Here is a 26,751-nt window from a genome sequence, read left to right on the forward strand (position 1 = left end):
TCACCGTTGCCGTTGTAACACCGCCTCCATACCAAACACCTCATTGGTCAAGCGCAAGGTATCWGAGGCAAGTTGGTACTGGGATGAATGGCGTCCTTCTTCATAAATAAGCATCAGGTTGTCACCTTCCACCAAGTAAACGCCTCGGTGAGTAATTGAACGGCCGTTGTTGCCGCGAACTTGCATCGCAAAGAGAAAGTCTGGGCGAAGTTTCAGCGAGACACCATCCACCTCTTCACTCACATCTTCCCCTTCTATGCTGTTTGAACGCCACACCCCGGAGAGATCGTCAGGTAGCAGTTTAGTAAACACGGCTCCCTGAAGCTGCAATTGATTATGATTTAACTGGTAGGCATGCACTTGATCCGCCCCCTGCCCATCGTACAACCGCAATGCTTGATGATTCACCGCATAACTGCCTGCAGCCGTCTCGAGCTGCCCATCACGACGTAGCATATCAATACGGAACTCATAATGAGAGTTAAACGAAAGATTAATCGCTTTATACGGATGGCTCGCCTCTGACTCTTCCTCAGCACTAAACCAATACCATTGACCAAGCAGTAACGGGACATCAAATCGTGCTAAATCGTCACCGTGCACTGGCAAGGCCATCACTAAGGCCAGAAAAACACCCAATAAGCAACGCATACCTTCCCCCTCATTGGCAGTGATGCCTTAACGATAAGGTTAGACTGACTTCTCAGTTTTATGCAGTTTTTTGAGCAAGATCTCGTTTCATGTGGGTTGAATCCGCCTAGTCGTCACCATAACGTCATAAAAAAAGCCTAGGCGAATTGCCTAGGCTTGGGGGTGCGCTGACGCGCTAAAAGACCGTATGCCGACCTGACACTTAACGGCTGGCTGAAAGAAGGTTAGCCAAATCTTTTGTGATGCTCGCGGCTTCATCTAAGTATGCATCTGGCTCTTCATAGTCTTTAGGCACATCATCGAGCGTTTTGAAGGGCGGTTCACCCAACGCCTTTTGACGTACATTTAATCGCGCCAAGCGTTCTTGATCTTCTCGCTCCATTTCCTTGCGCCGTGCGTCTTCATTCAAGGAGATTGTGTTTTTATCTTTCTCTTCTTGATAGCGCGCAATGTCTTGACGGATGAAATCAAACTCTCGATCATCTTTGATCCGCGCTTTGTGCTTTTCACCTATCGTATTAAGCACCGAATCAGGCAAGGATCTAGGCTGATAATCCGCTTTCTCAATTCGATCCCATGGCAAGGCATTTTCTTCCACACTCTCACCTGTTTCATCCGGTGAAACGGGAGAAGGGAAGACAATATCTGGCACCACACCCTTATTTTGGGTACTGCCACCGCTAATCCGATAAAACTTTTGGATCGTGTACTGCACATAACCTAACGGCTTATCAAATAAATCGTAGATATGATTCAAAGAGCGGTGCTGCTGTACGGTCCCTTTACCAAAAGATTGTTCGCCAATCACCACCGCACGCTCATAATCTTGCATGGCGGCCGCGAAAATCTCCGAAGCGGAGGCACTGTAGCGATTAATCAACACCGTCATCGGGCCATCATAGAAACGTTTACCGTCCGTATCACTGTTGACTTTCACTCGCCCATAGCTGTCTCTGACTTGTACAATGGGGCCTTGGTCAATAAACAACCCACTGAGCGCGGTTGCTTCACTCAGTGCCCCCCCTCCGTTATTTCGCAAGTCCACGACGATACCGCTAATGCCCTTTTCTTTCAGACTCGCGATCTCTTTTTTGGTGTCATCGGCCAGCCCAACATAGAATCCGGGGACCGTCAGTACGCCAACTTTTTCGTCACCGCGCTCAATCACTTCAGATTTTACTGCGCGATCTTCCAAGCGAATCTTGTCACGGGTTAGCGTGACATTGTAACTTTTAGCATTCGCCCCTTCGGGTAAGATTTTCAGTTTAACTTCACTGCCTTTCGGACCTTTAATCAGCTCGACCACATCGTCCAGTCGCCAGCCAATCACATCGACAATCGCTTCGTCTTCTTGGCCCACACCAATAATTCGATCACCGGGTGACAACTGTTTGGACTTGGATGCAGGGCCACCCGCAACGAGAGAACGAATCACTGTGTATTCATTTTTTATCTGCAATACCGCCCCTATCCCTTCGAGGGATAAATTCATTTCCGACTGGAATTGCTCAGCATTGCGTGGTGATAGGTAGCTAGTATGTGGGTCAACTTCACGCGCGAAGGCGTTCATGTAGACCTGGAACACATCTTCGCTATGGCTTTGCGTTAAACGCTTTAACGCGCTGTTATAACGCTTGCCCAAAGTCTCTCGGATTTCTTCATCCTCTTTCCCCGTTAAGCGCAGGTTTAAGGCATCATTTTTTACCCGCTTATCCCAGATAGCATCCAGTTCGTCCTCGTTAGCCGCCCATGGCAGCTCAGTACGATCCAGCACCATGCTTTCGTCAGCAGAGAAATCAAAGGGTTTATCCAACACGTGCAGCGCGTACTGATAACGCTCAAAGCGTTTTTTCAGCACACGGTTGTAAATCGCATAGGCCGCTTGTGTCTCACCTTCTTTGAGCTGATCATCTAAACGCGTTTTCCAACGAGATAGACGTTCGACATCATCTTGGGTTAAAAACACACGATTATAATCCAGTGTTTCCAAGTAACGATCAAAAATCGCCGCCGAGAAGGCATCGTCGAGCGCGAACTGCTTATAGTGGGATCGAGTGAAACGAGAAGTTACACGCTTGGAAGCGGTTTCGTGTTGGGGTTCAGCGGACAGTGAAGGTAGTTCACTGAGTTGAAAATTGGCTTCTACGGCCTGGGCAGAGGCTGCCAGCATCAAGCTGGCAGCGATAGCCGAAACGCGGCGTCGACAAAACATGCGTCGAGGAGTCTCCTTTAGGCGCTGAGGTGCTCCGCTTTTACTAACATGGTTAACCCGTTAGTCAGGCGAACACGCACCTCATCCTTATTAATTTCAACAATGGTCGCTGGCAGATTACCGTTGCCCATGTTCACATTCACGTCTTTACCTACGACAACATCGTTGGCGTTGAGTTCGCGACGTGGCTCACTCTCTTTCTTAGTCATTTTAGCGGGCTTTGGTTTACTCGTACGGCCTTTCGCTGATTGCGCGGCCGCCTTCTTGCCTTTTGGTGCAGTCTTACCCGCACTTTTCGCCTGGCCTTCTGACTTTTTCGCTTGTTGCTGCTTACGACGCTCTGCCGCACGCGCTTTGCTTTCTSACAAGGTCTGCGCAGCATGGTCGATATGCTCTTGCTCAAGCTCGCCACACGCATTGCCATCAAGGTCAACGCGTGACGCCCCTGGTTTCACGCTGTGCAGATAACGCCAGGAAGACGTGTACTGACGAAGCGCGGCGCGCAATTGGGTCTTGCTTACCTTGGGATCGCCTTCAAGACGTGTCGCAAGATCTTGAAAAATACCAATTTTTAATGGCTTGGCTTCGCCTTCAACAGTAAAACATTTAGGGAAACGTTCAGCAATGTAGGCAATGACTTCTTTGCTGTTCGCGAGCTTTTCAGTATTTTCCATGTTTTTTCCTGGCCTGCTGCGAGAAACCACAGCAGCGTATCTACGTGTATTTAAGTATGAAAGTGGTGCGTATTATAGATACCTGATATGAAAAAACTACCAAGATTGGCGAAATCACAAGTGTTTTTGCATTTCTTTGACCAAGGTAGCGAGTCCATGTTCATCTTCTTGGTCAAAGCGACCGATACTTGGACTATCAATATCCAGTACTGCCTGCAATTGATTATTGACCCGAACAGGCACCACAATTTCCGAGTTACTCGCCGCATCACACGCAATATGTCCTTCAAAGGCGTGCACATCTTCTACTCGCATTACGGTATCTTGACGATAGGCGGCCCCACATACCCCTTTATCATAGGGGATGCGTACACAGGCTGGTTGACCTTGAAACGGGCCAAGGACTAACTCTTCTCCCTCGTCGAGATAGAAACCCACCCAGTTAATATCTTCAAGCTGGCTATTGAGTAACGCACTTATATTGGCCAGTTTTGCAATAAGGTTGGGTTCCCCTTCGCACAACGCAACCGCTTGTTGGGTTAACAAGCGGTAAAAATCAGCTTTGTTTTCCATAAATCACTGCATCTCAAACAACAAGACCATTACAATAGAAATAATCCAAAGACTTTTCAATTGAGTATCCCTATTTATGATCACCTGGCGCTGGCTTCTTGACCAAGCTCGACCCCATCGCACCCGGCTCATTTGGGCTAACGTGGTAGCCATTGCCGCCACCTTGGTCAGTGTGCCTATCCCATTACTCATGCCGTTATTGGTCGATGAGGTGCTATTGGATAAGCCAGACTGGGGACTTGCGGTACTCAATACCCTCCTGCCTATAAGCTGGCAACAGGCGGGCGTTTACATTGCCGCTGTGCTGATCATTGTCGTTATCATGCGCATCGTCAGCCAAGGACTTAACATTCTACAAAGCCGCCAATTTACCCTGGTTGGTAAGGCAATCACCTACAAAATCCGCCAACACTTGATCGCCAAACTTGGGCGGATCAGTATGCGTGAGTACGAATTACGTGGGAGTGGCGGCCTCACCTCTCACCTTGTCACCGATGTCGAAACCATCGATAAGTTTATTGGTACCACACTAAGCAAGTTTATCATCGGTATATTAACCGTGACCGGTACCGCTGTGGTCTTGCTATGGATAGATTGGCGATTAGGTTTATTTATCTTGCTGATCAACCCTATTGTCGTCGCGCTAAGCCGTGCACTAGGACAGCGTGTTAAGCACCTTAAAACCCAAGAAAACCAATCTTTTGAGCGTTTTCAGCAGCGGTTGGTTGATACCCTTGATGGCTTATATCAGCTTCGCGCCGCCAATCGAGAGCGTGAGTATTTGCGTCAACTCGACCACAGTGCCAGTGAGATTAAAAACAGTGCTGACAAATATGCTTGGCAGTCCGAAGCGGCAGGCCGTTTATCGTTTCTGATGTTCTTGATAGGTTTTGAGCTCTTCCGCGCAGTAGCAATGGGTATGGTCTTTTTCAGCGATTTGTCGATTGGTCTGATGTTTGCGGTGTTTGGCTATTTGTGGTTTATGCTCGGGCCAGTGCAAGAGCTGCTCGGGATTCAATTTGCGTGGTATAGTGCTAAAGCCGCGATGACACGTATTAATGAGGTTTTACAACTGTCCGAAGAGCCTCGTCGACCTGCAGGCATTGATCCAAGTCGTATCACCGCCCAAACACAGGCCTCGGGCTTAACGGTCGAGATTGATAATCTATGTTTCTCCTACGATGAGGATAAGTCGGTACTCAATGGTTTAAGCATGCATATCCCTGCCGGCCAGCGTGTGGCATTGGTTGGTGCCAGTGGCGGCGGAAAATCAACCCTTATTCAGTTGCTGTTAGGACTGTATCCGGTAGAACAAGGTGATATACGCTTTAACGGCCACTCAATTAACCATGTCGACATGGATGCTCTCCGTCATCAAATTGCCGTGGTATTGCAACAGCCAGTACTGTTTAATGATACGTTGAGAAATAACTTATGCTTAGGCCGTCACCTTGCCGACACCGCGCTTTGGCAAGCTATCGAGCACGCCCAATTGGGGGATGTGGTGACACAACTCACCGATGGGCTAGATACACCGCTTGGACGACAAGGGATCCGTTTATCTGGCGGTCAGCGACAACGTGTGGCGATTGCACGAATGCTCCTGAGTGACCCTAAACTGGTTATTTTGGATGAGGCCACGTCCGCCCTAGACACGGCCACTGAGCGCGCGCTACATCAAGCAATGCAAACATTTTTGGCGGGACGGACGACCCTTATCGTGGCTCACCGCCTCTCTGCGGTTAAAGAAGCCGATGTGATTTATGTGTTGGATGAAGGACAAGTGACCCAACAAGGCACGCACACAGAGTTAGTCAATGCGCCCGGGGTATATCAAACCTTGTATGGGCAAATACAACAGGCGGCGGGAAAGTAGACCATGACACAGTCACCAGACACACCGTTTGCGGCGTCCCCACCTTTAACGAGGTGCTCGGGGTGCGATCTGGTGTTACAACCGTGCCAAACTGACTCCGATCATCTTGCTATCTGCCCACGTTGCGCGACCAAGCTCGCGCACGGACGACGGCTGTCTTTTAATGGAGAGATAGCCTTGGCACTCACGATTTTGGTGCTGTTTCTTCCCGCTCACCTTCTGCCGCTCCTTTCCATCGATTTGTTGGGAAAAACCATCACCACATCGGTGCTAACCGGCGCATCGCTACTCTGGTCTCAGTTTCCTTTTGTCGCTAGTTTGGTGGTGTTTTGCGCATCATTGGCACCGCTCGTTTTTACCTGTGCGCTACTGATCATGCATCTATCACGACGCCAACAATCCATCCGCTGGTTTCGCCCAGCGGTACGCGTGATTGCGCACAGCCGCCACTGGGTGATGGCGGATGTTTTAATGGTCAGCTTAGCCATCGCCTGTTTTAAAATTCAAGACTACGCCACCTTGCACTTTTCCATGGGGCTTGCCTGCTATGCGACGATACAAATCCTACTATCGGTTTTACTGGTACGGGTAAACACGCAAAGATACTGGGATGCCTTTACTCGCCCAGCACCACAATCCGAGCCGTCCCCTCTTATCCGGTGCAGCCACTGCGGCTTAACACAAGGGCACCAGAAAAGCGCTCACTGTCGTCGGTGTCATTTACCGCTTCACCGCCGAATGATTCGAAGCGAGCAAAAGACTTGGGCCTGTTTAATTACCGCTACCATTTTTCTGTTTCCGGCCAACCTGTTCCCAATCTCCATTTTGTTCTCCAACGGCATTCGACTTGAAGACACCATTTTTTCGGGCGTCGCGAGTCTGATTAATAATGGGATGCCAGGCATCGCTGCGATCATTTTTACTGCCAGCATCGTCGTGCCCGTAGCAAAGATACTAGGGCTAGGTTTGATATTAATAAGCTTACGGTGCACCACCGCCATCACACCACGTCAGCATATGTGGCTATACCGAGGGGTGAAATGGATTGGAAAGTGGTCGATGATGGACTTATTTGTGATTGCGTTTATGGTCGCCTTAGTCGATCGTGGTCGCATTATGGACTTTATGCCTGGACCGGGTGCCATTGCATTCGGCTTGGTCGTGGTATTAACCATGCTTGCCACTGAATTTCTTGATACGCGTTTGATATGGGATCATCATGAGCGACAAACAAGACATACCCTCACCGATCGTTAAAAGCAGCTATGGCTTGTCTCCCCTATGGATACTGCCTGTATTGGCCTTGCTGATGGCCGCTTGGCTCCTGTTTCAATCCATCAGTGAAGCGGGGCAACGGATTCAAATTGTGTTTAGCGATGCGCAAGGCTTGGAGGCTGGCCAAACCACGATTCGTTACCAAGGGTTGGAAGTGGGTAAGGTGCGAAATATTACACTCGCGGATGACTTGAACCGCATTTATGTTGACGCCAATATCTATCCAGAGGCGACGCAACTGCTCACAAGTGGCACCGAGTTTTGGCTTGTGAAACCACGCGCCTCGATCACTGGGATCAGCGGCCTCGAAACCTTGGTCTCAGGCAACTATATTGCCTTACAGCCTGGCAGTGGTGACCCTAGCCTATCCTTCGTCGCGCGTGACGAACCACCGACAGATATCGCAGAAAAAGCCGGCACAACCGTCAAGCTACACGCACCGACATTAGGCTCACTGAATGTCGGTTCGCCGATTTACTACCGGAAAATTCGTGTCGGCGAAATTTACAGTTACCGGCTTGATCAAGATGCGCAAGGGGTGACGCTCTCCGCGTTAATTGAGCCGCAATTCTCGCATTTACTCAAACAAGACTCACGCTTTTGGTCGATCAGCGGTGTAAAAGCCAATGTTGATGTGTCGGGTGTTGATGTGCAGCTCGAGAGTGTGGCGAGCTTGATTGCCGGTGGCATTGCATTCGACTCCCCGAAAGCAAGCCCAACACTTGAGGACAATCGCCCTTTTCAGCTTTACCAAAGCCTTTCGCACGCCGCACGCGGTCAATCGATACAAATAGCGCTCCCTGAACAACATGGGCTGCCCGGCGCGGGGACGAAGATCACCTATCAAGGATTAGAAGTCGGTGAAGTTACCCACATAGACGTCGCGGCACAGCAAAAACGCCCAGTCGCGACCGCACACATTGACCCCAGCATGACCTGGCTGCTCAACCAAGACACCTACTTTCAGATAGAGCAGCCCCAAATTGGTTTTGATGGACTAAAGAACCTGGGTAATTTAGTCCTCGGCAACTACTTGACGGTCCAACCTGGTTCGGCAGATGCTGATCCCGCGATGCCTGACAATGTGTTTACCGCCCGAACCTGGCACCAACAGCAAAAGCAACTGACCGGTGCCCTCACAGTAACCTTAACCGCAGACGATGCATACGGCTTAACCTCCCACACCAAAGTATTGCATCGCGGCATTCAAGTGGGCTTTATCGACCGTGTCGCGCTCAATGAAAGTGACAATGTCACTTTAAAGCTATTGATTTATCCAGAATACCGCCACTTGGTGAAACAACAATCGCAGTTTTTTATTCTCGGTGGGATCACGGGCGAGCTCAGTGGTGACGGTCTCAATGTGGTCGTGCCAGCGATGGAACAAATCGCCGACCCGGCTTTAAGCTTTACCAGCGAAGGGGCGAAAGGCGTCAATGAGACGTATCCACTTTACACCTCCCCTATTCAAGCGAAGCACGCCAAGCAAGATGCACGCGGTGAAACACGCTTTACCTTAGTGGCGAGTCGTATGCCTGGTGTGAGTGAAGGCAGTCCCGTGATGTACCGCAATTTTGTGGTCGGCCAAGTGGAAGGATATCAGCTTAACGGCAACACTGTATCCATCGCCATTGCGGTGAGTAATCGCTATAAGCATCTGATTAATCCACAAACCGTATTTTGGAATCAATCTGGGCTGGATATTAAAGCCAACCTCAGCGGCGTCGAAATTAATACAGGCTCGTTGCGTTCACTGGTTAACGGCGGTATCGCCTTCGGCACCATGCCTGGTATTAGTAATAAACGAAACGGAGATTGGAAGCTTTACCCCTCAAAGCAAGAAGCCGCTCAATACGGTGTAGATATTAGGCTAACGGTTGACCAGGCCAACGGAGTAAAAGTGGGCAGCGCGATCCGTTATCAAGGAGTCGATGTTGGCGAAGTGATCACCCTAAGCCCCGACTTCGACCACGAAAACGTGACCATTCAGGCTCGTCTCTACCCTGAATACAAAAATGCGCTTGCGCGCACCGGCAGCTATTTCTGGCTCACTCAACCCGTCCTCAGCCTGACCAAAACAGAGAACTTGGACTCACTATTTGGCACCTATATCTCGGTGGTCCCCGGCAAGGGTGACTTCACCCAACAGTTCACCCTCCATGACTCGCCCAAATACCCAAAAGGGCTGACACTCATCCTGGAGAGCGACGCTCGCCACTCTATCGCCCCTGGCACACCGGTATTACATCGCGATATCGAAGTGGGTATTGTCTCTAGCGTTAGATTAGGCGAACTGTCTGACCGAGTCATTTTCGAACTACAAATCGCGCCGCAGTTCGCACATCTTGTCCGTGAAAACACGGTCTTTTGGAACGAGTCCGGGGTCGATGTCTCCATTGGGCTAACGGGTGCAGATCTCAAAAGCGGCACGATTGATAGTTTGCTGAAAGGCGGTATTGCTTTCTCAACCCCGGACGATCAACCTTTGCAGCCAGTGGCCAATGATCATCGTCACTTCTTGCTGCACAGTGAGAGTAAAAAAGTATGGCAGGAATGGCGAACGGCTATTCCAACACCATAAGCTGCTTGTACTAAGCGACCCTCGATATGCTCGCTAAAAAATCAGGGACCTCAACGCGCTCGCTAGGTCCCTGATAATACTTATCCTTTAACAAAATTGTGTCACAAACTGGCATATCGCTATTGATAGACTACACTTTAGTAATCACAACCTAAATATTGGCATATGGCTCCTTGAGCCTTTTCCCTGAACCCGGAACAGGACGTTCCGGGTCTTTTTTTAACCTTTCAAGGTGACAGTGTCACTTATTGAGGTAAATCCCGTCCGCTTCGATACGAATTTTACGTTGCTTGTAAAGCCCGCCCAACGTCTTTTTAAACGTGGCCTTGCTAGTACGAAAGAGCGCGAAAATAGCGTCGGGCGAGCTCTTATCATTGAGCGGTAAAAAGCCCCCTTTGCTCTCAAGTGTCTTCATCACTTTGTCACTCAAGTCATCAACCCGCGCCTTGCCGTGCTTTTGTAGGGCAAGATCGATTTTGCCGTCCTCACGCACGGTTTTTACAAAGGCACTGAGCTTTTTACCGATAAACAGCTTCCCGAATGCTTCAGCGCGATAAATAAGCCCCCAGTGCTGATTATTCACCACACACTTAAAGCCGAGATCAGTGATATCCGTAATGATTACCGACACTTTATCGCCCGCTTTTAACCGCGGCGTATCCTCACTGATAAACTTATTAAACTTTCGGCTAGCAACAATGCGTCCAGATGCCTTGTCGGTATAAACCCGTACCACATAGGGTTTCCCCTCCTCCATGCGCGTACGTTGCTCGCTAAAGGGCACCAACAAATCCTTGCTTAACCCCCAATCGACAAACGCACCGACCGAATTCACGCCAACACAGCGTAGTGATGCAAACTCGCCCACTTGCRCATASGGTGTTTCAGTCGTGGCAATAATCTCATCTTCGGAGTCAAAGTAGATGAACACATTGAGCGTATCACCAACACGGGTATTCTCAGGGACGTAACGGGTCGGCAGCAAAATATTGCCAAAGTCATCGCCATCAAGGAACACGCCAAAGTCTGCCTGTTTCACCACTGATAGTTTGTTGTATTGCCCTAGTTTAATCATTGTCTCAGCGCTGTAGAAAATAATGCCCGTGAGTATACGCAATTTGTCCTTGAGATGTGGAAGAAATACGGTTCGGGTGAGGAAAAAACACCAACCCATGTCAACCAATACCCCTACATTCTATCCCTTGTTAGCGGCTGCCAGGCTGTTAGGCTTAAATGATTAATCTAAAGGGGGATGCATGGCAGTATTTGATGGTGAACATATTCGGTTTAGCTTTAGCCAATTAGGAAGCGCATTGGGTAAAGCAGTGACCCCTACGCCTTTGGACAACGGCCGGCTTCTAACATACAACGCCGCGCTAGCTGATGAACTCGGCTTAACAACGGCAGACATTCACAGTGAACGCTTTCGTGCAATTCTGTCTGCGGAGGCGCCGCTTGCGGGCCGCAAACCCTTTGCAATGAAATACACAGGGCACCAATTCGGCCAATACAACCCTGAGCTCGGTGATGGTCGTGGGGTGTTATTGGGAGAGTGGCGTGATGATAATGGCACACTCTGGGACTGGCATTTAAAAGGGGCGGGAAAAACCCCCTATAGCCGCCACGGCGACGGGCGTGCGGTGTTACGTTCCACCCTCCGTGAGTATCTCGCGAGCGCAGCCATGAAGGGACTCAACATCCCTACCACGCAGGCATTAGCCATGGCCACCAGCGATACCCCGGTGATGCGCGAGCGCATCGAGACGGCCGCAACCTTACTTCGGGTCTCGGAAAGCCACGTGCGTTTCGGCCATTTTGAGTACTTGTTTTACAGCCAACAGCACGATGCACTGGGTACGCTGGCCGACTATGTCATTGCACGCCATTTTCCTGAGCTTGCCGAGGCCGAGAAACCTTATGCCGCATTGCTACAAGAAATTGTCGAGCGCACGGCAGAAATGATTGCCAAGTGGCAAGCGGTTGGTTTTAACCATGGTGTCATGAATACCGACAATATGTCGATTTTAGGCCAGACCTTCGATTATGGCCCCTATGCTTTTTTGGATGATTTCAACCCGAGCAATATTTGTAACCACACTGATTACACGGGGCGATATGCCTTTAATCAGCAGCCTGCTATCGCGCTATGGAACCTCTCTGCGCTTGGCTACGCCTTTACCCCACTGCTTGAAAGTGACGTGATTAACGACATTCTCGGCGGTTATGAACACCATCTCCAGGTAGCTTACAGCAAAGCCATGCGCGACAAACTAGGGTTGTCCGATGCACAGCAAGGGGACAGTGATTTGTTCAACGCGCTTTTTTCATTGCTCGAATCTCAACAAGTCGACTACACCCTTTTCTTTCGCAGGCTCAGTGACATCAAGCAAGAGGCGCTATTAAGTGCAAAGACACTCAGCCAGTTTAACGACCTCGTATCAGATGCCGATGCCTTAACGGCTTGGTTAAGCGAATACCACCAACGGGTGGCAGATCATGACGACAACACTCGCCTCGCTGGCATGCAGGCAACCAATCCTAAGTTTATTTTACGTAATTATTTGGCCCAGCAGGCGATAGAGGCGGCAGAACAAGGTGACATGCAGCCAACTCACAATTTGATGACAGTACTGGCTTCCCCGTTTGCGTCACATTCCGCGCTTGACTCCCTTGCTCGGCGTCCCGCCGATGAAGAGAAAGATATGACCCTTAGCTGCTCCTCATAGCCTAAACGTGCGCCTGAGTCATTTGCCACTGAGGCGCTCATATCAATCCACTAAAATACGCCTCGGTGATCACCGCTCTGACAAGAAAAATCCAACAGATGTCACATTGATGCTTTCATAGGCGGCGTTTTTTGCTATCTTACTGGCTTCGCAACAGAATAAGATGTGAGGAAGGCTGTCCTCTATGCCACTGAAAACCGATGAGCTTCGAACACGTGTGGTTGATACCATGCCTACGCCTGCAGAGGTGGAAGCTGCCCACCCCATCAACGACAATGTTGCTCACCATATTACCGCCGCACGACAGGCGATCAGTCGTATTCTCAATGGTGACGATACGAGACTGCTAGCGATTGTTGGCCCCTGCTCTGTTCATGATCCCGACGCGGCCCGTGATTACGCAGCCAAGCTTAAACCGCTCGCCGATAAGTACAGCGACCAATTATTGGTGGTGATGCGCACGTATTTTGAAAAGCCACGTACGGTTGTCGGTTGGAAAGGCCTTATCAATGACCCGCACCTTGACGGAAGCGGTGATATTCGTGCAGGCCTGTTTACGGCGCGTGAGCTCCTGCTCGATATCAACAAAATGGGACTACCGACTGCTACCGAGTTTCTCGACATGATCACGGGTCAGTATATCGCTGACTTGATCAGCTGGGGAGCGATTGGCGCCCGCACGACAGAATCACAAATTCATCGTGAAATGGCCTCTGCACTCTCCAGCCCTGTTGGCTTTAAAAATGGCACAGACGGCAATATCCGTATTGCCGTCGATGCCATTCGCGCGAGTAGAGAGTCTCACCTTTTCTGCTCACCCGACAAAAATGGCAGCATGACCATTTATCGAACCGCAGGCAATCCAGATGGGCATGTCATTTTACGCGGAGGTCATCAGCCGAACTATTACGCCGACGATGTGAAAGCCGCCGCGCAAACGCTAAGCGATTTCAAATTGCCTGGTAAGCTTGTGGTAGACTTCAGCCACGGTAATTGCCAAAAGCAGCATCGCCGCCAGCTTGATGTATGCGCGAATGTTGCTGATCAGATCCGCCATGGCGAGCAAGCGATTGCCGGTATCATGGCTGAGAGCTTCTTACAAGAAGGCAATCAAACCATGGGTGACGAGCAATCACGCGTTTATGGCCAGTCGATCACTGACCCCTGTCTGGGATGGGCCGATACCGAGCGCTTGCTCGAGCAACTGGCTGATGCCGTCGCGGCGCGCAACACCCCATAATGACTGACGATTTATCGGCGTGACTGGCTCACGCCCCAATTAGGGAAAGACTATGCCTTCATTTGATATTGTCTCTGAAATTGACAACGTTGAGCTAAAAAACGCAGTGGACAACGCCAACCGAGAGCTTGCAACTCGCTTTGATTTTCGTGGTGTTGAGGCCAGCTTCGAACTCGATAAAGAAACCGTGAAAGTAACGGCTGAAGCGGATTTTCAGGTTAACCAAATGATGGACATGCTGCGCAGTAATCTCGCCAAGCGTGGTGTTGATGCACGCGCAATGGATATCCAAGACATGGTTCACTCTGGCAAAACCTTTTATCAACAGGTGAAATTTAAAAACGGTATTGAAACGCCTGTCGCGAAGAAGATCACTAAAGCGATTAAAGATGCCAAGATGAAAGTGCAAACCCAGATTCAGGGCGAGCAAGTACGTGTCACCGGAAAGAAACGGGATGATTTGCAGGCAGTGATTCAATTAATCAAGGAAAGTGACTTTGAGCAGCCTTTCCAATTTGAAAACTTTCGCGACTAGCCCCGAGCACTTGTTATCAATAGCATAAAAAACGGGCCTGTTAGACTTAGGCCCGTTTTATTCGGCAGCGCGTGTCAGTCGCTAAGCGCTTTTTCGTGACAACACTCGCGTCATACTACTTGTACTTGCTTTTGATTTCCTCAAGCGTGCCATCGGCGGTCGCTTGATCAATGCCCGCTTGTAGCTTTTCAACATAGCTATCTGGCGTGTTGTTACTAAAGCTATAGTAGAGCTGAGACTCATCCAAGACATGAACCACTTCAAACTGGCTAGTGTCAATATTGTTTTGGCTCATAATGAAGGCACTGACGTTTTCCTCGTACGCCCACATATCAACACGGCCCGCCGCCAATTGTTTGGCGAGTAAATCCGCTTTTGGCGAGAGGCGTAGCGCGCCTTCATCGACACCCATTGAGCGTAACAAGTGCTCACCGACGTCATCGCGTACAACGCCGACTTTATAGTTGGCAAAGTCACTCGCATTGTCGATAGTGATCCCTTTGCTTTTAGGGGCCCAGACAACAATTTTTGTGTCTGTAATCGGCCCTACCCATTTAAACTTATCTTCCCGTTCATCCGTCCGTGTGGTTGAAAACAATACGGTATTGGGCTCAGACAGTGCCGTGGCATAGCCACGTGCCCATGGCTGAATCTTCACTTGATCTCGGCTTACCGGATCCCCTGCTGCTTCTGTTGCAGCTTCGAGAAAATCAACCGCAATTCCCTTTAACTCACCGCGCTCTTCATAGTTAAACGGCGGATACACCTCAGTGATATAATCAAGATCGCCTAAGTTTGCAGCGACTGTGGTGGTTGAGAAAACCAGCAAGCTGGCGGCAATGAGTGACTTCATTGGACTACCTCTTTTAACCTTCCATTAAATGTGCTCAGCCAACATTATTATTATTAGCTCATACCAAATTGGGGAAGCTGAATAGGATAAGGCGTGGCCTTTCACTATTCGCTCACCACCTCTAGTGTAGTCAGCTTCCATGTCCCGTGCGCAGTTTTGCCGGAGGTTGTGATCTAACTTCCGTTTTTTCTATGTACAAACGTTTGAATAAACAGACAAAAATGAGCCGTTCAGCGCTGATAACAAATTTAAACGCTCTCTCATATCCCTCTGCCGATCCCGCACAATCAAGTAAAAAAGTTGAATTAGGTCACCATTCATGCCTAAACTTTGTCCCCAATTACAGCGTAATTATGGGCTATCGCAGACTGACGCCTTCAAAGCGTTTCGCAAGGGATCATTTTTGCCACGAAGGCACCAGATAACGCCCAATACTCATCATCGACCTAATTAAAAGACAACATCGAGTCTGATCATTCATGAATAACCAAAAACGTCCTCTCTATATTCCCTATGCGGGACCAGCCTTGCTAGAAACGCCATTGTTGAATAAAGGAAGCGCATTCAGCGTCGAAGAGCGTAAGTTTTTTAACCTCGAGGGCTTATTGCCTGACGCCATCGAAACGATTGAAGAACAAACTGAGCGTGCCTACCAACAGTATCAGCGCTTCGAGAACGATATCGACAAGCATATTTATCTACGCAACATCCAAGATACCAACGAAACGCTTTTTTACCGGTTAGTTTCCAACCATATTACCGAAATGATGCCCATCATCTATACTCCGACGGTAGGCGCAGCCTGTGAGAACTTCTCCAATATCTATCGCCGAGGCCGCGGGCTTTTCATTTCTTACCCTAACCGCGATCGCATTGATGATGTACTTAATAACGCCTCTCGTCATAACGTCAAAGTGATTGTTGTCACCGATGGGGAGCGTATTCTCGGACTCGGCGATCAGGGAATTGGCGGCATGGGCATCCCGATTGGTAAGCTGTCGCTTTACACAGCTTGTGGCGGGATCAGTCCAGCCTACACACTCCCTATTGTGTTGGATGTCGGTACTAATAACCCACAACGCCTTTCTGATCCCATGTATATGGGCTGGCGTCACACCCGCATCAGCGGACAAGAATACGATGCCTTTATTGAAGAGTTTATCCAAGCGGTTCAACGCCGCTGGCCAGATGCCTTGATTCAATTTGAAGACTTTGCACAAAAAAATGCTATGCCGATCCTGGAGCGATATAAGGATAGAGTCTGCTGCTTTAATGACGATATTCAAGGTACTGCCGCGGTGACTGTTGGCTCTTTGATTGCAGCGTGTAAAGCCGCAGGTACTAAGCTCTCCGAGCAACGCATCACATTTTTGGGCGCTGGATCAGCCGGTTGTGGTATTGCCGAAGCGATCATCGCGCAAATGGTATCTGAAGGTATCTCCGATCAAGAGGCGCGCGCACGTGTCTACATGGTCGACCGTTGGGGGCTATTAATCGATGCCATGCCTAACTTACTCGACTTTCAGCAACGGCTGGTGCAAAAGAGCGAGGCGCTCAACCACTGGCAGTTAGAAGACAGTAACATTTCGTTGCTCGATGTCGTGCGGAATGCGAAACCGACCGTATTGGTCGGCGTCTCTGGCGCACCTGGATTATTTACCGAGGATGTGGTGAAAGAAATGCATGCCAATTGCCCACGTCCTATCGTTTTCCCTCTCTCTAACCCTACCAGCCGTGTGGAGGCAACGCCCTTTGATATTTTGCGCTGGACTGACGGCCAAGCGCTGGTTGCCACAGGGAGTCCGTTCGAGCCTGTTCGTTTAGACAATGGCAAGACCTTTCCTATTGCACAGTGTAATAACAGCTATATTTTCCCAGGCATTGGGCTGGGCGTGTTAGCGGTTGCTGCATCCCGGGTGACAGATGGCATGCTGATGGCCTCATCGCGCGCTTTAGCTGAGTRCTCGCCATTAGCCAAGCGTGGCACAGGCGCCCTGCTACCGTCGTTGGAAGATATCACGCAGGTATCAAAACGCATCGCGTTTGCGGTTGCGAAAGAGGCTATTGCTGAGGGGGTTGCCTCAGAACTGTCTGACGAGGCCCTTAAAAAGCGTATTGAAGAGAGCTTCTGGTCACCACAATATCGTGCTTACAAACGGACCTCTTTTTAACGCGAGCCTAACAGAAAAAAGCGTCTACCCCGGCGCTTTTTTTGCTATTATTCCACCTACTTGCCCGCACACGTGACCCCGAGTGCGGCTCAATTCGCGCAAAGGTAATAAAACGCACCATGGCTCTCCAGCGCCTTTTTCGTCGGGCGATTTTCACATTGATTGGTTTTACTGTGGTCACCGCTATCGTGATGGCCGCCAGTGATATCGCGATCACGCTTAACGCCAAAGGCCGTGTTTATCAACAAGCTGAGACGCTACCCGCTCGGCAAGTCGGCTTGGTTCTGGGAACCAGTAAGTATATTGGTAAAACACCCAATCCCTATTATACCTACCGGATTGAAGCCGCGGAGTCGTTATATCATGCAGGTAAGATTCAGCACCTTTTACTCAGTGGCGACAACGCGCACCGCTCGTATAATGAGCCCTGGACGATGAAGCGAGATTTACGTCAAGCAGGGATCCCGGAAGAGACGATTCACCTTGACTATGCGGGTTTTCGAACGCTGGACTCCGTTGTCCGCGCGAAAACCGTTTTCAGTTTGGCGCGCTACACCGTGATCAGCCAACAGTTTCATTGCGAGCGTGCGTTATTTCTCGCCGATGTAAACAATATTGATGCTATTTGTTACGCCGTACCGAGTCCGCAAGGCTGGGCAGGCGTCAAAATTCGCGCACGTGAAGTATTAGCAAGAACCAAAGCGGTACTTGATAGCTTTATTCTCAACGTCAAACCCAAGTTTACCGGCCCAAAAGAGCCAATCAGTGGCGTCTCAACGTCGAACGACTAACCCCAATATCGACCAGTGCCGACCCAATCACAATTTTCACATTACTTTAATCATTTGTTTAAAAACCTGCCTGCAATCGATTAACACGCGGACTATTTAGGCGTATATTAGCCGTCGCTTGGAGGCCCACTGTCGCCCAAATGGCAGTAACCCTACCCCTATCAAGCACCTAAAAACTCAAAGCAAAACATTATAAAAATACTCAATAACGTTTAAAAAAGGACGCCCTATGGATGTGCAAACCCTTTCCTCCCGTGCGTCGGGGCTGGATAGAAAAGCGTGGATCTTGTTTGCTGACATTGCCCTGTTTTTCATCTTGTATAACACTCTGCCGTTTGAAACAGATGTCACAACCGGCCTAAGCTTACTGATATTCATTGCCGTGTTATGGCTGACTGAAGCGATTCATGTCAGCATCACCGCGATCCTGGTGCCCATTATGGCCGTCGCGCTTGGCGTGTTTGAAACACCGGCAGCGATGTCAAATTTCGCCAATCCCATCATTTTTCTCTTTCTCGGTGGTTTTGCCTTGGCAGCCGCGCTGCAAGCACAAGGCCTCGATCAAGCCATCGCCAATAAAGTGCTCACCATTGCCCAAGGCAAAATGTCGGTGGCCGTCATGATGTTATTTGGGGTCACGGCCGCTCTATCCATGTGGATCAGTAACACCGCGACAACCGCTATGATGCTGCCACTGGTGTTAGGCATTTTGCACAAGGTAAATAATCAGAAAGATCATGGCACCTATGTGTTTGTGCTGTTGGGTATTGCCTATTGCGCGAGCATCGGCGGCATAGCGACCATTGTCGGTAGTCCCCCAAATGCGATTGCGGCGGCTGAAGCTGGGCTTAGCTTTGCAGATTGGATGAAATTAGGCCTGCCTGTCACTCTGATATTGCTCCCCATCGCCGTTGCCGTCTTGTATGTGCTCACCAAGCCGAACCTTAACCATAGTTTTAAAGCGGATCAGCGTGACTTCACCTGGAGCAAACCTCGCGTGATCACGCTTGTGATTTTCGCACTGACCGTCAGTGCCTGGATATTCAGTAAACCATTGAATGCCATGCTTGGTGGCCTTAGCAAGTTTGACTCTATTGTGGCGTTATCCGCGATTGTCTTGCTGGGGGCAACGCGAGTTGTGAAATGGAAAGAAGTCGAAAAAACCGCTGACTGGGGCGTGCTGCTACTCTTCGGTGGGGGAATTTGTTTGAGCAATGTCCTCAAAGCAACCGGCACGAGTTTGTTTCTCGCCAACCACCTGAGCAATGCACTGACAGGATCTGGGCTGTTTTTCACTATGCTAGGCGTGGTGGCATTCGTCATTTTCTTGACTGAGTTTGCGAGTAATACCGCCAGCGCTGCACTCCTAGTACCGGTTTTTGCTACCATCGCCGAAGCATTGGGTGTGTCACCCGTTGCACTCTCTGCGCTGATCGCTATTGCCGCGTCATGTGCCTTTATGCTGCCGGTCGCCACGCCACCAAACGCCATTGTGTTTGGTTCAGGCCATATAGAACAACGTGATATGATGCGTGTTGGCTTATATCTCAACATTGTTTGTATTGCTGTCTTGGCGATTTTCACTCGCCTGTTCTGGTAGTCACTCTCCCACTACCTGGTGTTTGCGCCAGGTAGTGTTTTTCACGCCTTATCAACCATCAAAATTGTTTCATCCGAGTTTCAGGTTTACACTAGCGCAACGCTAAACAACCCGTAAATAACTATGGCATTTGCAGAAATTACAGGCTGGGGGAAGTGCCTTCCGCCCGCGGTGTTGAGCAATGACGATCTCAGCACAATTTTAGAGACCAATGATGAATGGATTCGCTCACGCACAGGTATTGAAGCGCGCCGAGTGAGTCATGTAGAAACCTCAGAGCTCGCCACCGTTGCCGCTCAACGCGCATTAGCGGCGGCAGGCATTGAGGCAAGCCAGCTTGATCTGTTGATTGTAGCGACCTGCTCACCAGACACGCTGATCCCCAATATTGCCTCCAAAGTGCAAGGCAACTTAGGTGCACTTCGTGCCGCTGCATTTGATATGAATGCCGCTTGTACCGGGTTTTTATACGGATTAGAAACCGCAACCAAGATGCTCCAAGCTGGCCACTATCAGCATGCACTCATTATCGGCGCAGAGCATTTAACCTGGTATTTGGATTGGAGCAAACGCGATACCGCCGTGCTATTTGGTGATGGTGCCGGCGCGGTCGTGGTGAGCAAAAGCGAACAGGAAGTGGGGTTACTTGACGCGCAACTTGGTTGTGATCCAGCAGGCCGTGATGTACTCGCGATCCCTGCCTTTGGCACCGCAATGGATCGCTTCGACCCGGACAATGGCTATTTTGCGTTTGATTTTATCGGCCGTGATATTTTTAAACGCGCGGTTAAAGGCATGGGATCAGCGGCGAATCAGGTGTTAACACGGAATCAGCTCAATGCTGACGGTATTGATCTGGTCGTGCCACACCAAGCCAACAAACGGATTATCGAAACCTTATGTGAGCACGCTGGCATCGAGTTAGATAAGGCGTTTATTAATATCCAGCGCTATGGCAATACCTCAGCAGCCACGATCCCCATCGCTTTGTGCGAAGCAGTTGAGCAAGGGGCGGTCAAGCCACATAGCCAGCTACTCACCGCGGCATTTGGCGCTGGCCTGACTTGGGGCGCAGGCTTAATCCGTTGGGGCGAGCGTACAACGCCAATCGCTGAGTCTGACGCAGCGTTACCGCCAACCGATAAAACGGCACTTGAATTACTCGACAACGCCATCCGCCATTGTCAGCATAAAAAACCAGAATAAAATGTCTCACCACAAAGCCGACTTGCGTCGGCTTTGTTATTGGCATCAGGTTAGGTGTAGGAAGGCAGCGCCACGCACCCCTCCCGCATCACCGTGCTGCGCTTTGACAATATCAGGGGCGTTAGCCGCAGACAGTAGGTGTGCCGGTAAGCGTTCAGGAATAGCTTGATACAGCTCATCAAAGTTAGATAGACCGCCACCAAGCACGACCATGTCTGGATCAAACGCGGTTAATACGCCTCCCAGAGCCATGGCTAACACATCAAAGAAGCAGTCAACAAATGCCACCGCATCCGGTTCACCTTGGCGATACTGTTCGATGATTTCGATCGCTGACAACGGCTGATAAAAGTGAGCATAAAGCTGTTCAAACCCACGCCCAGATAAATAATTGTCTAGGCAACCTTTATTCCCACAACCACACGCAAACATCGGCGGGTTGTCACCCAACCTTAGCCAGGCATCAATCGGCATACGCATATGCCCGACTTCGCCCGCCATTTGGTTTTTGCCATTAATGACTTTGCCATTGATCACCAAACCACCACCAAAGCCTGTGCCCAAGATTAGCCCTAACACGGTTTTCGCCGATTGCGCTTGCGCATCCCATGCTTCTGACAACGCAAAACAATTGGCGTCATTGCTAATACGCACTTCGCGCCCGACGCGTGCTTGTAGATCAGCCCGTAACGACTGTCCATTTGCCGCGGGCACATTGACGGTCAGCACCGTTCCATCTTCTGCTTGAGAGCCTGGAATACCAATACCAATGGTTCCTTTTTGCCCTAACTCCGCATCATACTTTTCCACCAACCGCACCAATGTGTCGATTAATGCGGGGTAATCTTGCGTTGGTGTTGGGTGACGCTCGGTCGCAACACGATTGAGTTGTTTATCGAAGGCGCCAAATTCAATTTTTGTGCCGCCCACATCAAAGCCGTAATACATGGCTAAGCCACCTTAAGTTGTCGTTATTTAACCAGATTATTCAGCAAACCAAGGCAAAAGTCCGTGATTAGCCCCAAGTTTCGTTGTTTTCCAACCAGACTTTTCACTCAGGTGTCGGCATCATTCACAAGGGGTCGGTCATCAAGAAAGCGCGTCAACGCATTGTCTTCCGCAAGGTGTTTTTGTCGTTTGCCTGCGAGGTATCGCTCACGAAAGACATCGAACCATTGGTTTAAGTAATCTGCCGCCTTGTGCTCTTGATTGACAGCAAGCACTTCCGCAGCCACTTCTGCTGTCGCCAGTTGGTTTTCACCGTGAGCATCGCGCACGCGATACCGAGATAATGCCTGAGGTTCAATACTTAAAACCGGAAAGTGATCAAGCCAAGGGCTTTTACGAAAGATTTTTTTCGCCTCCCGCCAAGTGCCGTCAATGATGATAAATAACGGCCGCTTCGCGCTGTCATGGATACGTGCTGGCGCCGTCATACGCGTCGGGGTTGTGTACTGAGCAGGAAAGACAACATAGGGTTGAAACGCTGAGCGGGATAACAACGCCAACATATCAGGATCAGGTTGCGTACGTGACCAGATAAACGCGTAGGTATCCGCGACGCAGTCAGCAATCAAACGCCCTGTATTACTGGGTTTTAGCACCTCATCATCGTACATGAGTAACATGAACGCGGCATGGGTCTGGCACGCTGCTCGGTACTCACACACACAGAAATGACGAACTAACATGCATGATGGGCAGCGGTCTACACCGGCGCCACGTGCGAGATAGGGACGCGTTGCACGAGCCAAACGGGCGGAATAAAGCGCATGAATAGCGTGACGCGGGGCGGATTGGCACATGGTAAAATCTGAGGTTGTAAATTGACCGCCTAGTATACCGAACTGAGGTTTGCTGTCAGTATCGCGCGGCCAAGATCACAAAAGCAGAGGAAGACGGGCATTAAACGGTAACCGCCAGGGCTTGTCGCTAGCGCAGCTCGACCATGGCACCATCAAAAAGGTTTTTTACCAAGGCAACGTACTCTTCGAGAAAGCCTACCTGCTCTGCGGTCACTGGTTGCTCCCACCGACCCGCCAGCACTTCTTCCATATCTTCAACCACACGGTCAGCCTCTCGTAATATGGTGAAGCGCAATGCAGACGAAAGCCCAGGATTTTGCTCGCAAATGGTCATAATATTAGAGGCGACCAGATCGTGCACAATATCGGCAATGGTGTCATCGCCAATGGCTTCACCCGGTTTTTCAAACACAGAGAGATTAAACGCAAAATGTTCGATCAGTGCTTGATACCCGTCTGAGTCTACTACCATGATTACTTGTCCTTAGACTATTCAACTATCGCTATTGTACCGTGCCCGTCGGCTACTTGCGCCTATTGAAGGCGAAATTAGAAAGCGAGTCACGCTTCGCAGTGCTTAGCGCACTGTATACTATAAACTGATCATCGTTCTATGACATGGTGTCTGCTCACATCGTCCTCTTTCCTTTTAGTCTGGCTCGAATAAGGGGGCCGAGTGGCAACGTCAAATCATACAAACGACTGACGCCAGTCTCCTTGCAGTATAGTCTGGCTTCACTGTGATGAAAGCAAACAACACAACGCGCAATTTAACACGGATCACGCCCAAATCAATCGTTGACAAGGATGTAGGAATCGTCATGAAGGTAAATCACCCTCGCCCATTTGGTAAGAGTATCGTCAGCAAGATTGGGTTGATCATGACCTTCATCACCTTGATGGTGCTGGGCCTGTCAGTCTCGAGCTACATCATGCAGGAGCGCGTCAACCGCGATGTTGGCCGCGCTACTCATCAAGAAATCCCGAGTGCAATTATCACCATGCGCATGCAGCGTGCCGCCAGTGATATGAATGCCAGCATGCTCAAATATGTCATGGGCCGTCATGAATCGCTCGCGGTTTTTCTAGAAAGTCAGCAAGATTTTGAACAATTACTGGCTCGCCTACGTGAGGTAAAACCCGACGCAGAGCAGCGACTTTCATTGATCAGCCAGCTTTATGAGCGCTTTCAACGTATCGCTCATCAAAAAGTCTTAACAGAGTTTGATCCGGTCGCTGAGCAATGGGCACGTAAACAGGTAATGCGACTATCCATTGATGTGGTGCGACCGATTGATAACTTGATTGCCGAATTAAAGGCCTCACAATCGCTCACACAGCCCGGTAACCTGGCCGTGTTGCAATACCTTGATGAGCTGGTCGATGAAAATGGCGATATGCTGACTGAGCTTAACCAATATCTAGATGGGCGAGAAAGTAGCCGACAACGCTTTATGGAAGATATGGCAACATTCGAGCGCTATCTTTCCTTGGCGCAGTTCGAGCTCAACGACCCTGCCTCACTGAAAAAACTGTCCAACATCCGCCACCATTTCACCAGTTTAAAGCGCAGTGGTATCGCCATTTTTAATGACTACCAGCCCAGTGCCAAAGTCGGCGCCATGACCGCAGTGCGAACCTTGAGTGATCAAGAATACCAAGCGCTTGAGGATGCGCTCTCAACGTTCGCACAACAGACAGGAAAAGTGGTTACCCGCTCAATGGTTGATTTGCGTTCAATACTCCACTCAAATCAGCTCAACCTTGGCTATTTACTGATTTTTATCTTGTTCGTCAGTGGCGCGATGTACTTTTATATTTACCGCACATTCACTCAGCCGATTGCCAAACTCGCCGATTCCATGCAGCGCCTGGTGGCTGGCGATATGACCCCACCGGCCAGTAATTTTCAAGATCGGACGGATGAAGTCGGTAAGATCGCCCATGGTCTGGTGATATTTCGTGCGCATATCATTTCTCGTAATCAGGCTCGAGAGCAATTAATGGCCGAAAAAGAGCGCGCAGAAAGTGCCTCTCGCGCCAAAGCGCAATTTCTCGCCACCATGAGTCATGAAATCCGCACGCCAATGAATGGTGTGATTGGGATGCTCGATATGCTTCGTCGCTCGTCGTTAACGCCCTCTCAGCAAAGCCTGATTAGCACGGTGCGCGAATCCGCTCTTTCTTTGCTCTCCATCATTAACGACATCCTCGACTTTTCACGCACCGAGGCCGGAAAGCTGCAATTTGAACGTGTCACCTTTTCTTTGTCCGACACCGTAGAACAAGTGATGGACACCCTCAGCCATCAAGCTAACAAGCGAAAGGTGACACTGTCACTATTTATTAACCCTCACCTCCCCGATCAACTGGTGGGCGATCCCAATCGGTTAAAACAGGTACTGTTTAATCTAGTTGGTAATGCGATTAAGTTCTCTGGTGGCCAGCACCGTCAGCCTGGTTTTGTAACAGTTAATATTGACGCGATAGATAACCCACAGGCGCAAAAAGCACAGCTGGTGTTTACCATCACCGATAACGGGATCGGCATTGCACCAGATAAACTCGACACTATCTTCCAGCCATTCAGCCAAGCGGAGTCGTCTACCACCCGAGAGTTTGGAGGCTCAGGGCTCGGCTTAGCCATTAGTAAGAATATTATCGATCTCCTCGGCGGTGAGATTGACATTGAGAGTGAGCAGGGAAACGGCACACGATTTACCGTGCGTATCGATTATACGGTAAACCCATTGGCAGAACCTGCAGAGCGACCGATTAGTCGCGAGCATGCGCAACAATTATCGGTTGCAGTGGATATTCCTCAAGACGCACTCAATCACACGGTGTGCCGCTATCTGGAGCACTTGCATATCGCTTATCACCATGATTCATCGCCGTCGAAAGTGGACAAGCAACTGGCCACACACCGGTTATTGATTACCACCCACGCCGAGCCAAGTACATTAATCGCTGAACGCGCGGTCGATCATGTGATTGCGCTCAAACATACCTTATCGCTGGCAACCCACCCTGATAAACGCATCGTAGAGCTGTTTGCCTCACCATTAACCTATCGTCGTCTGGTCCACGGTCTACGTGTATGCCTTGGGCTTGAAAGTCCCGATATCAGTATGTTGGCGGAATCTGACGCTATGTTGCCTCTTCCTGACGAGGCAGAAGCCAAAGCACGCGATCCCGAACGCACTCGCGGGTGTATTTTAGTCGCAGAGGATAACCCCACGAACCAACAGGTACTCACCCAGCAACTCCATTATCTTGGCTATGAGGTGGTGATGGCGGATGATGGTGACCAGGCACTCACAGCGTATCAACACCATCAGGTGGATCTTGTCCTGACCGACTGCCATATGCCCAACAAGGATGGCTATGCGCTCACCGCGGCTTTACGCGAGATCCAAGGGGCATCGGGTTGGGTGCCTATTATCGCCATTACCGCCAATGCGCTCAGTGGTGAAGAAACACGGTGTTTTGAAGCAGGCATGGACGATTACATTACCAAGCCCATTGAGCTGGATCCGCTAGACGAACGCTTAACCTATTGGATTAACCGTCCACACGCGACGACGCGACCTACTCCACCCCCTGTGACAGCCAGCGCCGACGCGCCATCTATACTCGATCCAACGGTGGTTGATCGCTTATATGGCGGACAGCAACACGCCTATCAAGACATTGTGAATGTTTTTCTCAAACGTAGCGTCCCTGGCCTACGCGCCCTCGCGCAATCGCAACCGCCTTTTGAACACTGGCAAGCATTAAAAGAGGCGGCACACAAACAAAAATCTGCCGCAGGCAGCATTGGTGCGACAGCGCTTCACCAAGCCTGTCTTGAGGCAGAGCAAACCGCAAACAATCAGCAAACAGAAGCACTTGTTCAGGCATTAACCCGTATCAACACGGTACTTGATCATTTGCTGGAGGTATTACCGCGTGACCCTCAATGATCCAATATACGCAGTCA

The 26,751-nt window shown here is 49.9% G+C and carries 20 protein-coding genes; 11 read left to right on the top strand and 9 right to left on the bottom strand.

Features of this window, described 5'->3' with window-relative positions:
• The 4 genes from BZG73_RS06360 to BZG73_RS06375 all read right to left on the bottom strand — a co-directional run bounded on the left by BZG73_RS06360 (position 1) and on the right by BZG73_RS06375 (position 4,110).
• Positions 1-651 (bottom strand): hypothetical protein, encoded by a 651-nt coding sequence (locus BZG73_RS06360; protein WP_077667866.1) that lies wholly within the window; start codon positions 649-651, stop codon positions 1-3.
• A 202-nt stretch (positions 652-853) separates the two neighbouring features.
• The gene (gene prc, locus BZG73_RS06365; protein WP_077667867.1) at positions 854-2,863 is read right to left on the bottom strand and encodes a carboxy terminal-processing peptidase; all 2,010 of its coding nucleotides are present in this window, start codon (positions 2,861-2,863) and stop codon (positions 854-856) included.
• Between the two features lie 17 nt (positions 2,864-2,880).
• Positions 2,881-3,537, bottom strand: coding sequence for an RNA chaperone ProQ (gene proQ / locus BZG73_RS06370; protein WP_077667868.1), 657 nt, complete (start codon positions 3,535-3,537; stop codon positions 2,881-2,883).
• Between the two features lie 114 nt (positions 3,538-3,651).
• On the bottom strand, positions 3,652-4,110 hold the full coding sequence (locus tag BZG73_RS06375) for a GAF domain-containing protein (protein ID WP_046073208.1): 459 nt from the start codon (positions 4,108-4,110) through the stop codon (positions 3,652-3,654).
• A 76-nt stretch (positions 4,111-4,186) separates the two neighbouring features.
• Here BZG73_RS06375 and BZG73_RS06380 point away from each other — a divergent pair, with 76 nt between their 5' ends.
• From BZG73_RS06380 to BZG73_RS06390, 3 genes are read left to right on the top strand one after another with little or no spacing between them, the layout of a single operon-like run.
• Positions 4,187-5,986: an ABC transporter ATP-binding protein gene (locus BZG73_RS06380; protein ID WP_077667869.1), complete on the top strand. Its 1,800-nt coding sequence runs from the start codon at positions 4,187-4,189 to the stop codon at positions 5,984-5,986.
• Between the two features lie 3 nt (positions 5,987-5,989).
• Positions 5,990-7,243 carry a paraquat-inducible protein A gene (locus BZG73_RS06385; protein WP_077667870.1) on the top strand — a complete coding sequence of 418 codons (1,254 nt, stop codon included), beginning with the start codon at positions 5,990-5,992 and terminating at the stop codon, positions 7,241-7,243.
• Positions 7,206-9,842 (top strand): PqiB family protein, encoded by a 2,637-nt coding sequence (locus BZG73_RS06390; RefSeq protein ID WP_077667871.1) that lies wholly within the window; start codon positions 7,206-7,208, stop codon positions 9,840-9,842. Before BZG73_RS06385 ends, BZG73_RS06390 begins: the two co-directional genes overlap by 38 nt.
• 241 nt (positions 9,843-10,083) lie before the next feature.
• Here BZG73_RS06390 and BZG73_RS06395 read toward each other — a convergent pair whose 3' ends face one another.
• Positions 10,084-10,917, bottom strand: coding sequence for a CvfB family protein (locus tag BZG73_RS06395; protein WP_077667872.1), 834 nt, complete (start codon positions 10,915-10,917; stop codon positions 10,084-10,086).
• 181 nt (positions 10,918-11,098) lie between these two features.
• Between BZG73_RS06395 and BZG73_RS06400 the strand changes: the two genes are divergently transcribed.
• The 3 genes from BZG73_RS06400 (at position 11,099) to BZG73_RS06410 (ending at position 14,343) form a co-directional block, all read left to right on the top strand.
• Positions 11,099-12,568, top strand: a complete 1,470-nt coding sequence (locus BZG73_RS06400) for a protein adenylyltransferase SelO (protein WP_077577799.1) — start codon at positions 11,099-11,101, stop codon at positions 12,566-12,568.
• Between the two features lie 184 nt (positions 12,569-12,752).
• Positions 12,753-13,808, top strand: coding sequence for a 3-deoxy-7-phosphoheptulonate synthase (locus BZG73_RS06405; RefSeq protein WP_046073202.1), 1,056 nt, complete (start codon positions 12,753-12,755; stop codon positions 13,806-13,808).
• A gap of 52 nt (positions 13,809-13,860) precedes the next feature.
• Positions 13,861-14,343, top strand: coding sequence for a YajQ family cyclic di-GMP-binding protein (locus BZG73_RS06410; RefSeq protein WP_046073201.1), 483 nt, complete (start codon positions 13,861-13,863; stop codon positions 14,341-14,343).
• 115 nt (positions 14,344-14,458) lie between these two features.
• On the opposite strand, the gene BZG73_RS06415 is transcribed toward BZG73_RS06410, so the two are convergent.
• Positions 14,459-15,196, bottom strand: a complete 738-nt coding sequence (locus BZG73_RS06415) for a substrate-binding periplasmic protein (RefSeq protein ID WP_077577797.1) — start codon at positions 15,194-15,196, stop codon at positions 14,459-14,461.
• A 479-nt stretch (positions 15,197-15,675) separates the two neighbouring features.
• Between BZG73_RS06415 and BZG73_RS06420 the strand changes: the two genes are divergently transcribed.
• The 4 genes from BZG73_RS06420 to BZG73_RS06435 all read left to right on the top strand — a co-directional run bounded on the left by BZG73_RS06420 (position 15,676) and on the right by BZG73_RS06435 (position 20,964).
• Positions 15,676-17,367 (top strand): NAD-dependent malic enzyme, encoded by a 1,692-nt coding sequence (locus tag BZG73_RS06420; RefSeq protein WP_077667873.1) that lies wholly within the window; start codon positions 15,676-15,678, stop codon positions 17,365-17,367.
• A 119-nt stretch (positions 17,368-17,486) separates the two neighbouring features.
• Positions 17,487-18,158 (top strand): SanA/YdcF family protein, encoded by a 672-nt coding sequence (locus BZG73_RS06425; protein WP_077606177.1) that lies wholly within the window; start codon positions 17,487-17,489, stop codon positions 18,156-18,158.
• Positions 18,159-18,387: 229 nt separating this feature from the next.
• Positions 18,388-19,758 (top strand): SLC13 family permease, encoded by a 1,371-nt coding sequence (locus tag BZG73_RS06430; protein WP_077577794.1) that lies wholly within the window; start codon positions 18,388-18,390, stop codon positions 19,756-19,758.
• Positions 19,759-19,875: 117 nt separating this feature from the next.
• A complete protein-coding gene (locus BZG73_RS06435) occupies positions 19,876-20,964 on the top strand; it encodes a ketoacyl-ACP synthase III (RefSeq protein WP_172969973.1) in 1,089 nt (362 codons plus the stop codon).
• 45 nt (positions 20,965-21,009) lie between these two features.
• Here BZG73_RS06435 and nagK read toward each other — a convergent pair whose 3' ends face one another.
• The 3 genes from nagK to BZG73_RS06450 all read right to left on the bottom strand — a co-directional run bounded on the left by nagK (position 21,010) and on the right by BZG73_RS06450 (position 23,241).
• Positions 21,010-21,912: an N-acetylglucosamine kinase gene (nagK, locus tag BZG73_RS06440; protein WP_046073198.1), complete on the bottom strand. Its 903-nt coding sequence runs from the start codon at positions 21,910-21,912 to the stop codon at positions 21,010-21,012.
• Between the two features lie 107 nt (positions 21,913-22,019).
• Positions 22,020-22,769: a tRNA-uridine aminocarboxypropyltransferase gene (locus tag BZG73_RS06445; protein ID WP_077667874.1), complete on the bottom strand. Its 750-nt coding sequence runs from the start codon at positions 22,767-22,769 to the stop codon at positions 22,020-22,022.
• 127 nt (positions 22,770-22,896) lie between these two features.
• Positions 22,897-23,241: a DUF3802 family protein gene (locus BZG73_RS06450; RefSeq protein ID WP_046073196.1), complete on the bottom strand. Its 345-nt coding sequence runs from the start codon at positions 23,239-23,241 to the stop codon at positions 22,897-22,899.
• 349 nt (positions 23,242-23,590) lie between these two features.
• Here BZG73_RS06450 and BZG73_RS06455 point away from each other — a divergent pair, with 349 nt between their 5' ends.
• Positions 23,591-26,734: an ATP-binding protein gene (locus BZG73_RS06455; RefSeq protein ID WP_158075272.1), complete on the top strand. Its 3,144-nt coding sequence runs from the start codon at positions 23,591-23,593 to the stop codon at positions 26,732-26,734.
• Positions 26,735-26,751: the final 17 nt, after the last annotated feature.

The sequence above is a fragment of the Salinivibrio siamensis genome, assembly GCF_001996005.1.
GTDB classification, from domain to species: Bacteria; Pseudomonadota; Gammaproteobacteria; order Enterobacterales; family Vibrionaceae; genus Salinivibrio; species Salinivibrio siamensis.

Excerpts from the sequence above, each read along its gene's own strand:
- nagK (WP_046073198.1), bottom strand. The coding sequence starts at position 21,912 with ATGTATTACGGCTTTGATGTGGGCGGCACAAAAATTGAATTTGGCGCC.
- prc (WP_077667867.1), bottom strand. The coding sequence starts at position 2,863 with ATGTTTTGTCGACGCCGCGTTTCGGCTATCGCTGCCAGCTTGATGCTG.
- BZG73_RS06430 (WP_077577794.1), top strand. The coding sequence starts at position 18,388 with ATGGATGTGCAAACCCTTTCCTCCCGTGCGTCGGGGCTGGATAGAAAA.
- BZG73_RS06385 (WP_077667870.1), top strand. The coding sequence starts at position 5,990 with ATGACACAGTCACCAGACACACCGTTTGCGGCGTCCCCACCTTTAACG.
- BZG73_RS06375 (WP_046073208.1), bottom strand. The coding sequence starts at position 4,110 with ATGGAAAACAAAGCTGATTTTTACCGCTTGTTAACCCAACAAGCGGTT.
- BZG73_RS06425 (WP_077606177.1), top strand. The coding sequence starts at position 17,487 with ATGGCTCTCCAGCGCCTTTTTCGTCGGGCGATTTTCACATTGATTGGT.
- BZG73_RS06415 (WP_077577797.1), bottom strand. The coding sequence starts at position 15,196 with ATGAAGTCACTCATTGCCGCCAGCTTGCTGGTTTTCTCAACCACCACA.
- BZG73_RS06405 (WP_046073202.1), top strand. The coding sequence starts at position 12,753 with ATGCCACTGAAAACCGATGAGCTTCGAACACGTGTGGTTGATACCATG.
- BZG73_RS06380 (WP_077667869.1), top strand. The coding sequence starts at position 4,187 with ATGATCACCTGGCGCTGGCTTCTTGACCAAGCTCGACCCCATCGCACC.
- BZG73_RS06450 (WP_046073196.1), bottom strand. The coding sequence starts at position 23,241 with ATGGTAGTAGACTCAGACGGGTATCAAGCACTGATCGAACATTTTGCG.
- BZG73_RS06410 (WP_046073201.1), top strand. The coding sequence starts at position 13,861 with ATGCCTTCATTTGATATTGTCTCTGAAATTGACAACGTTGAGCTAAAA.
- BZG73_RS06400 (WP_077577799.1), top strand. The coding sequence starts at position 11,099 with ATGGCAGTATTTGATGGTGAACATATTCGGTTTAGCTTTAGCCAATTA.
- BZG73_RS06445 (WP_077667874.1), bottom strand. The coding sequence starts at position 22,769 with ATGTGCCAATCCGCCCCGCGTCACGCTATTCATGCGCTTTATTCCGCC.
- BZG73_RS06390 (WP_077667871.1), top strand. The coding sequence starts at position 7,206 with ATGAGCGACAAACAAGACATACCCTCACCGATCGTTAAAAGCAGCTAT.
- BZG73_RS06455 (WP_158075272.1), top strand. The coding sequence starts at position 23,591 with ATGAAGGTAAATCACCCTCGCCCATTTGGTAAGAGTATCGTCAGCAAG.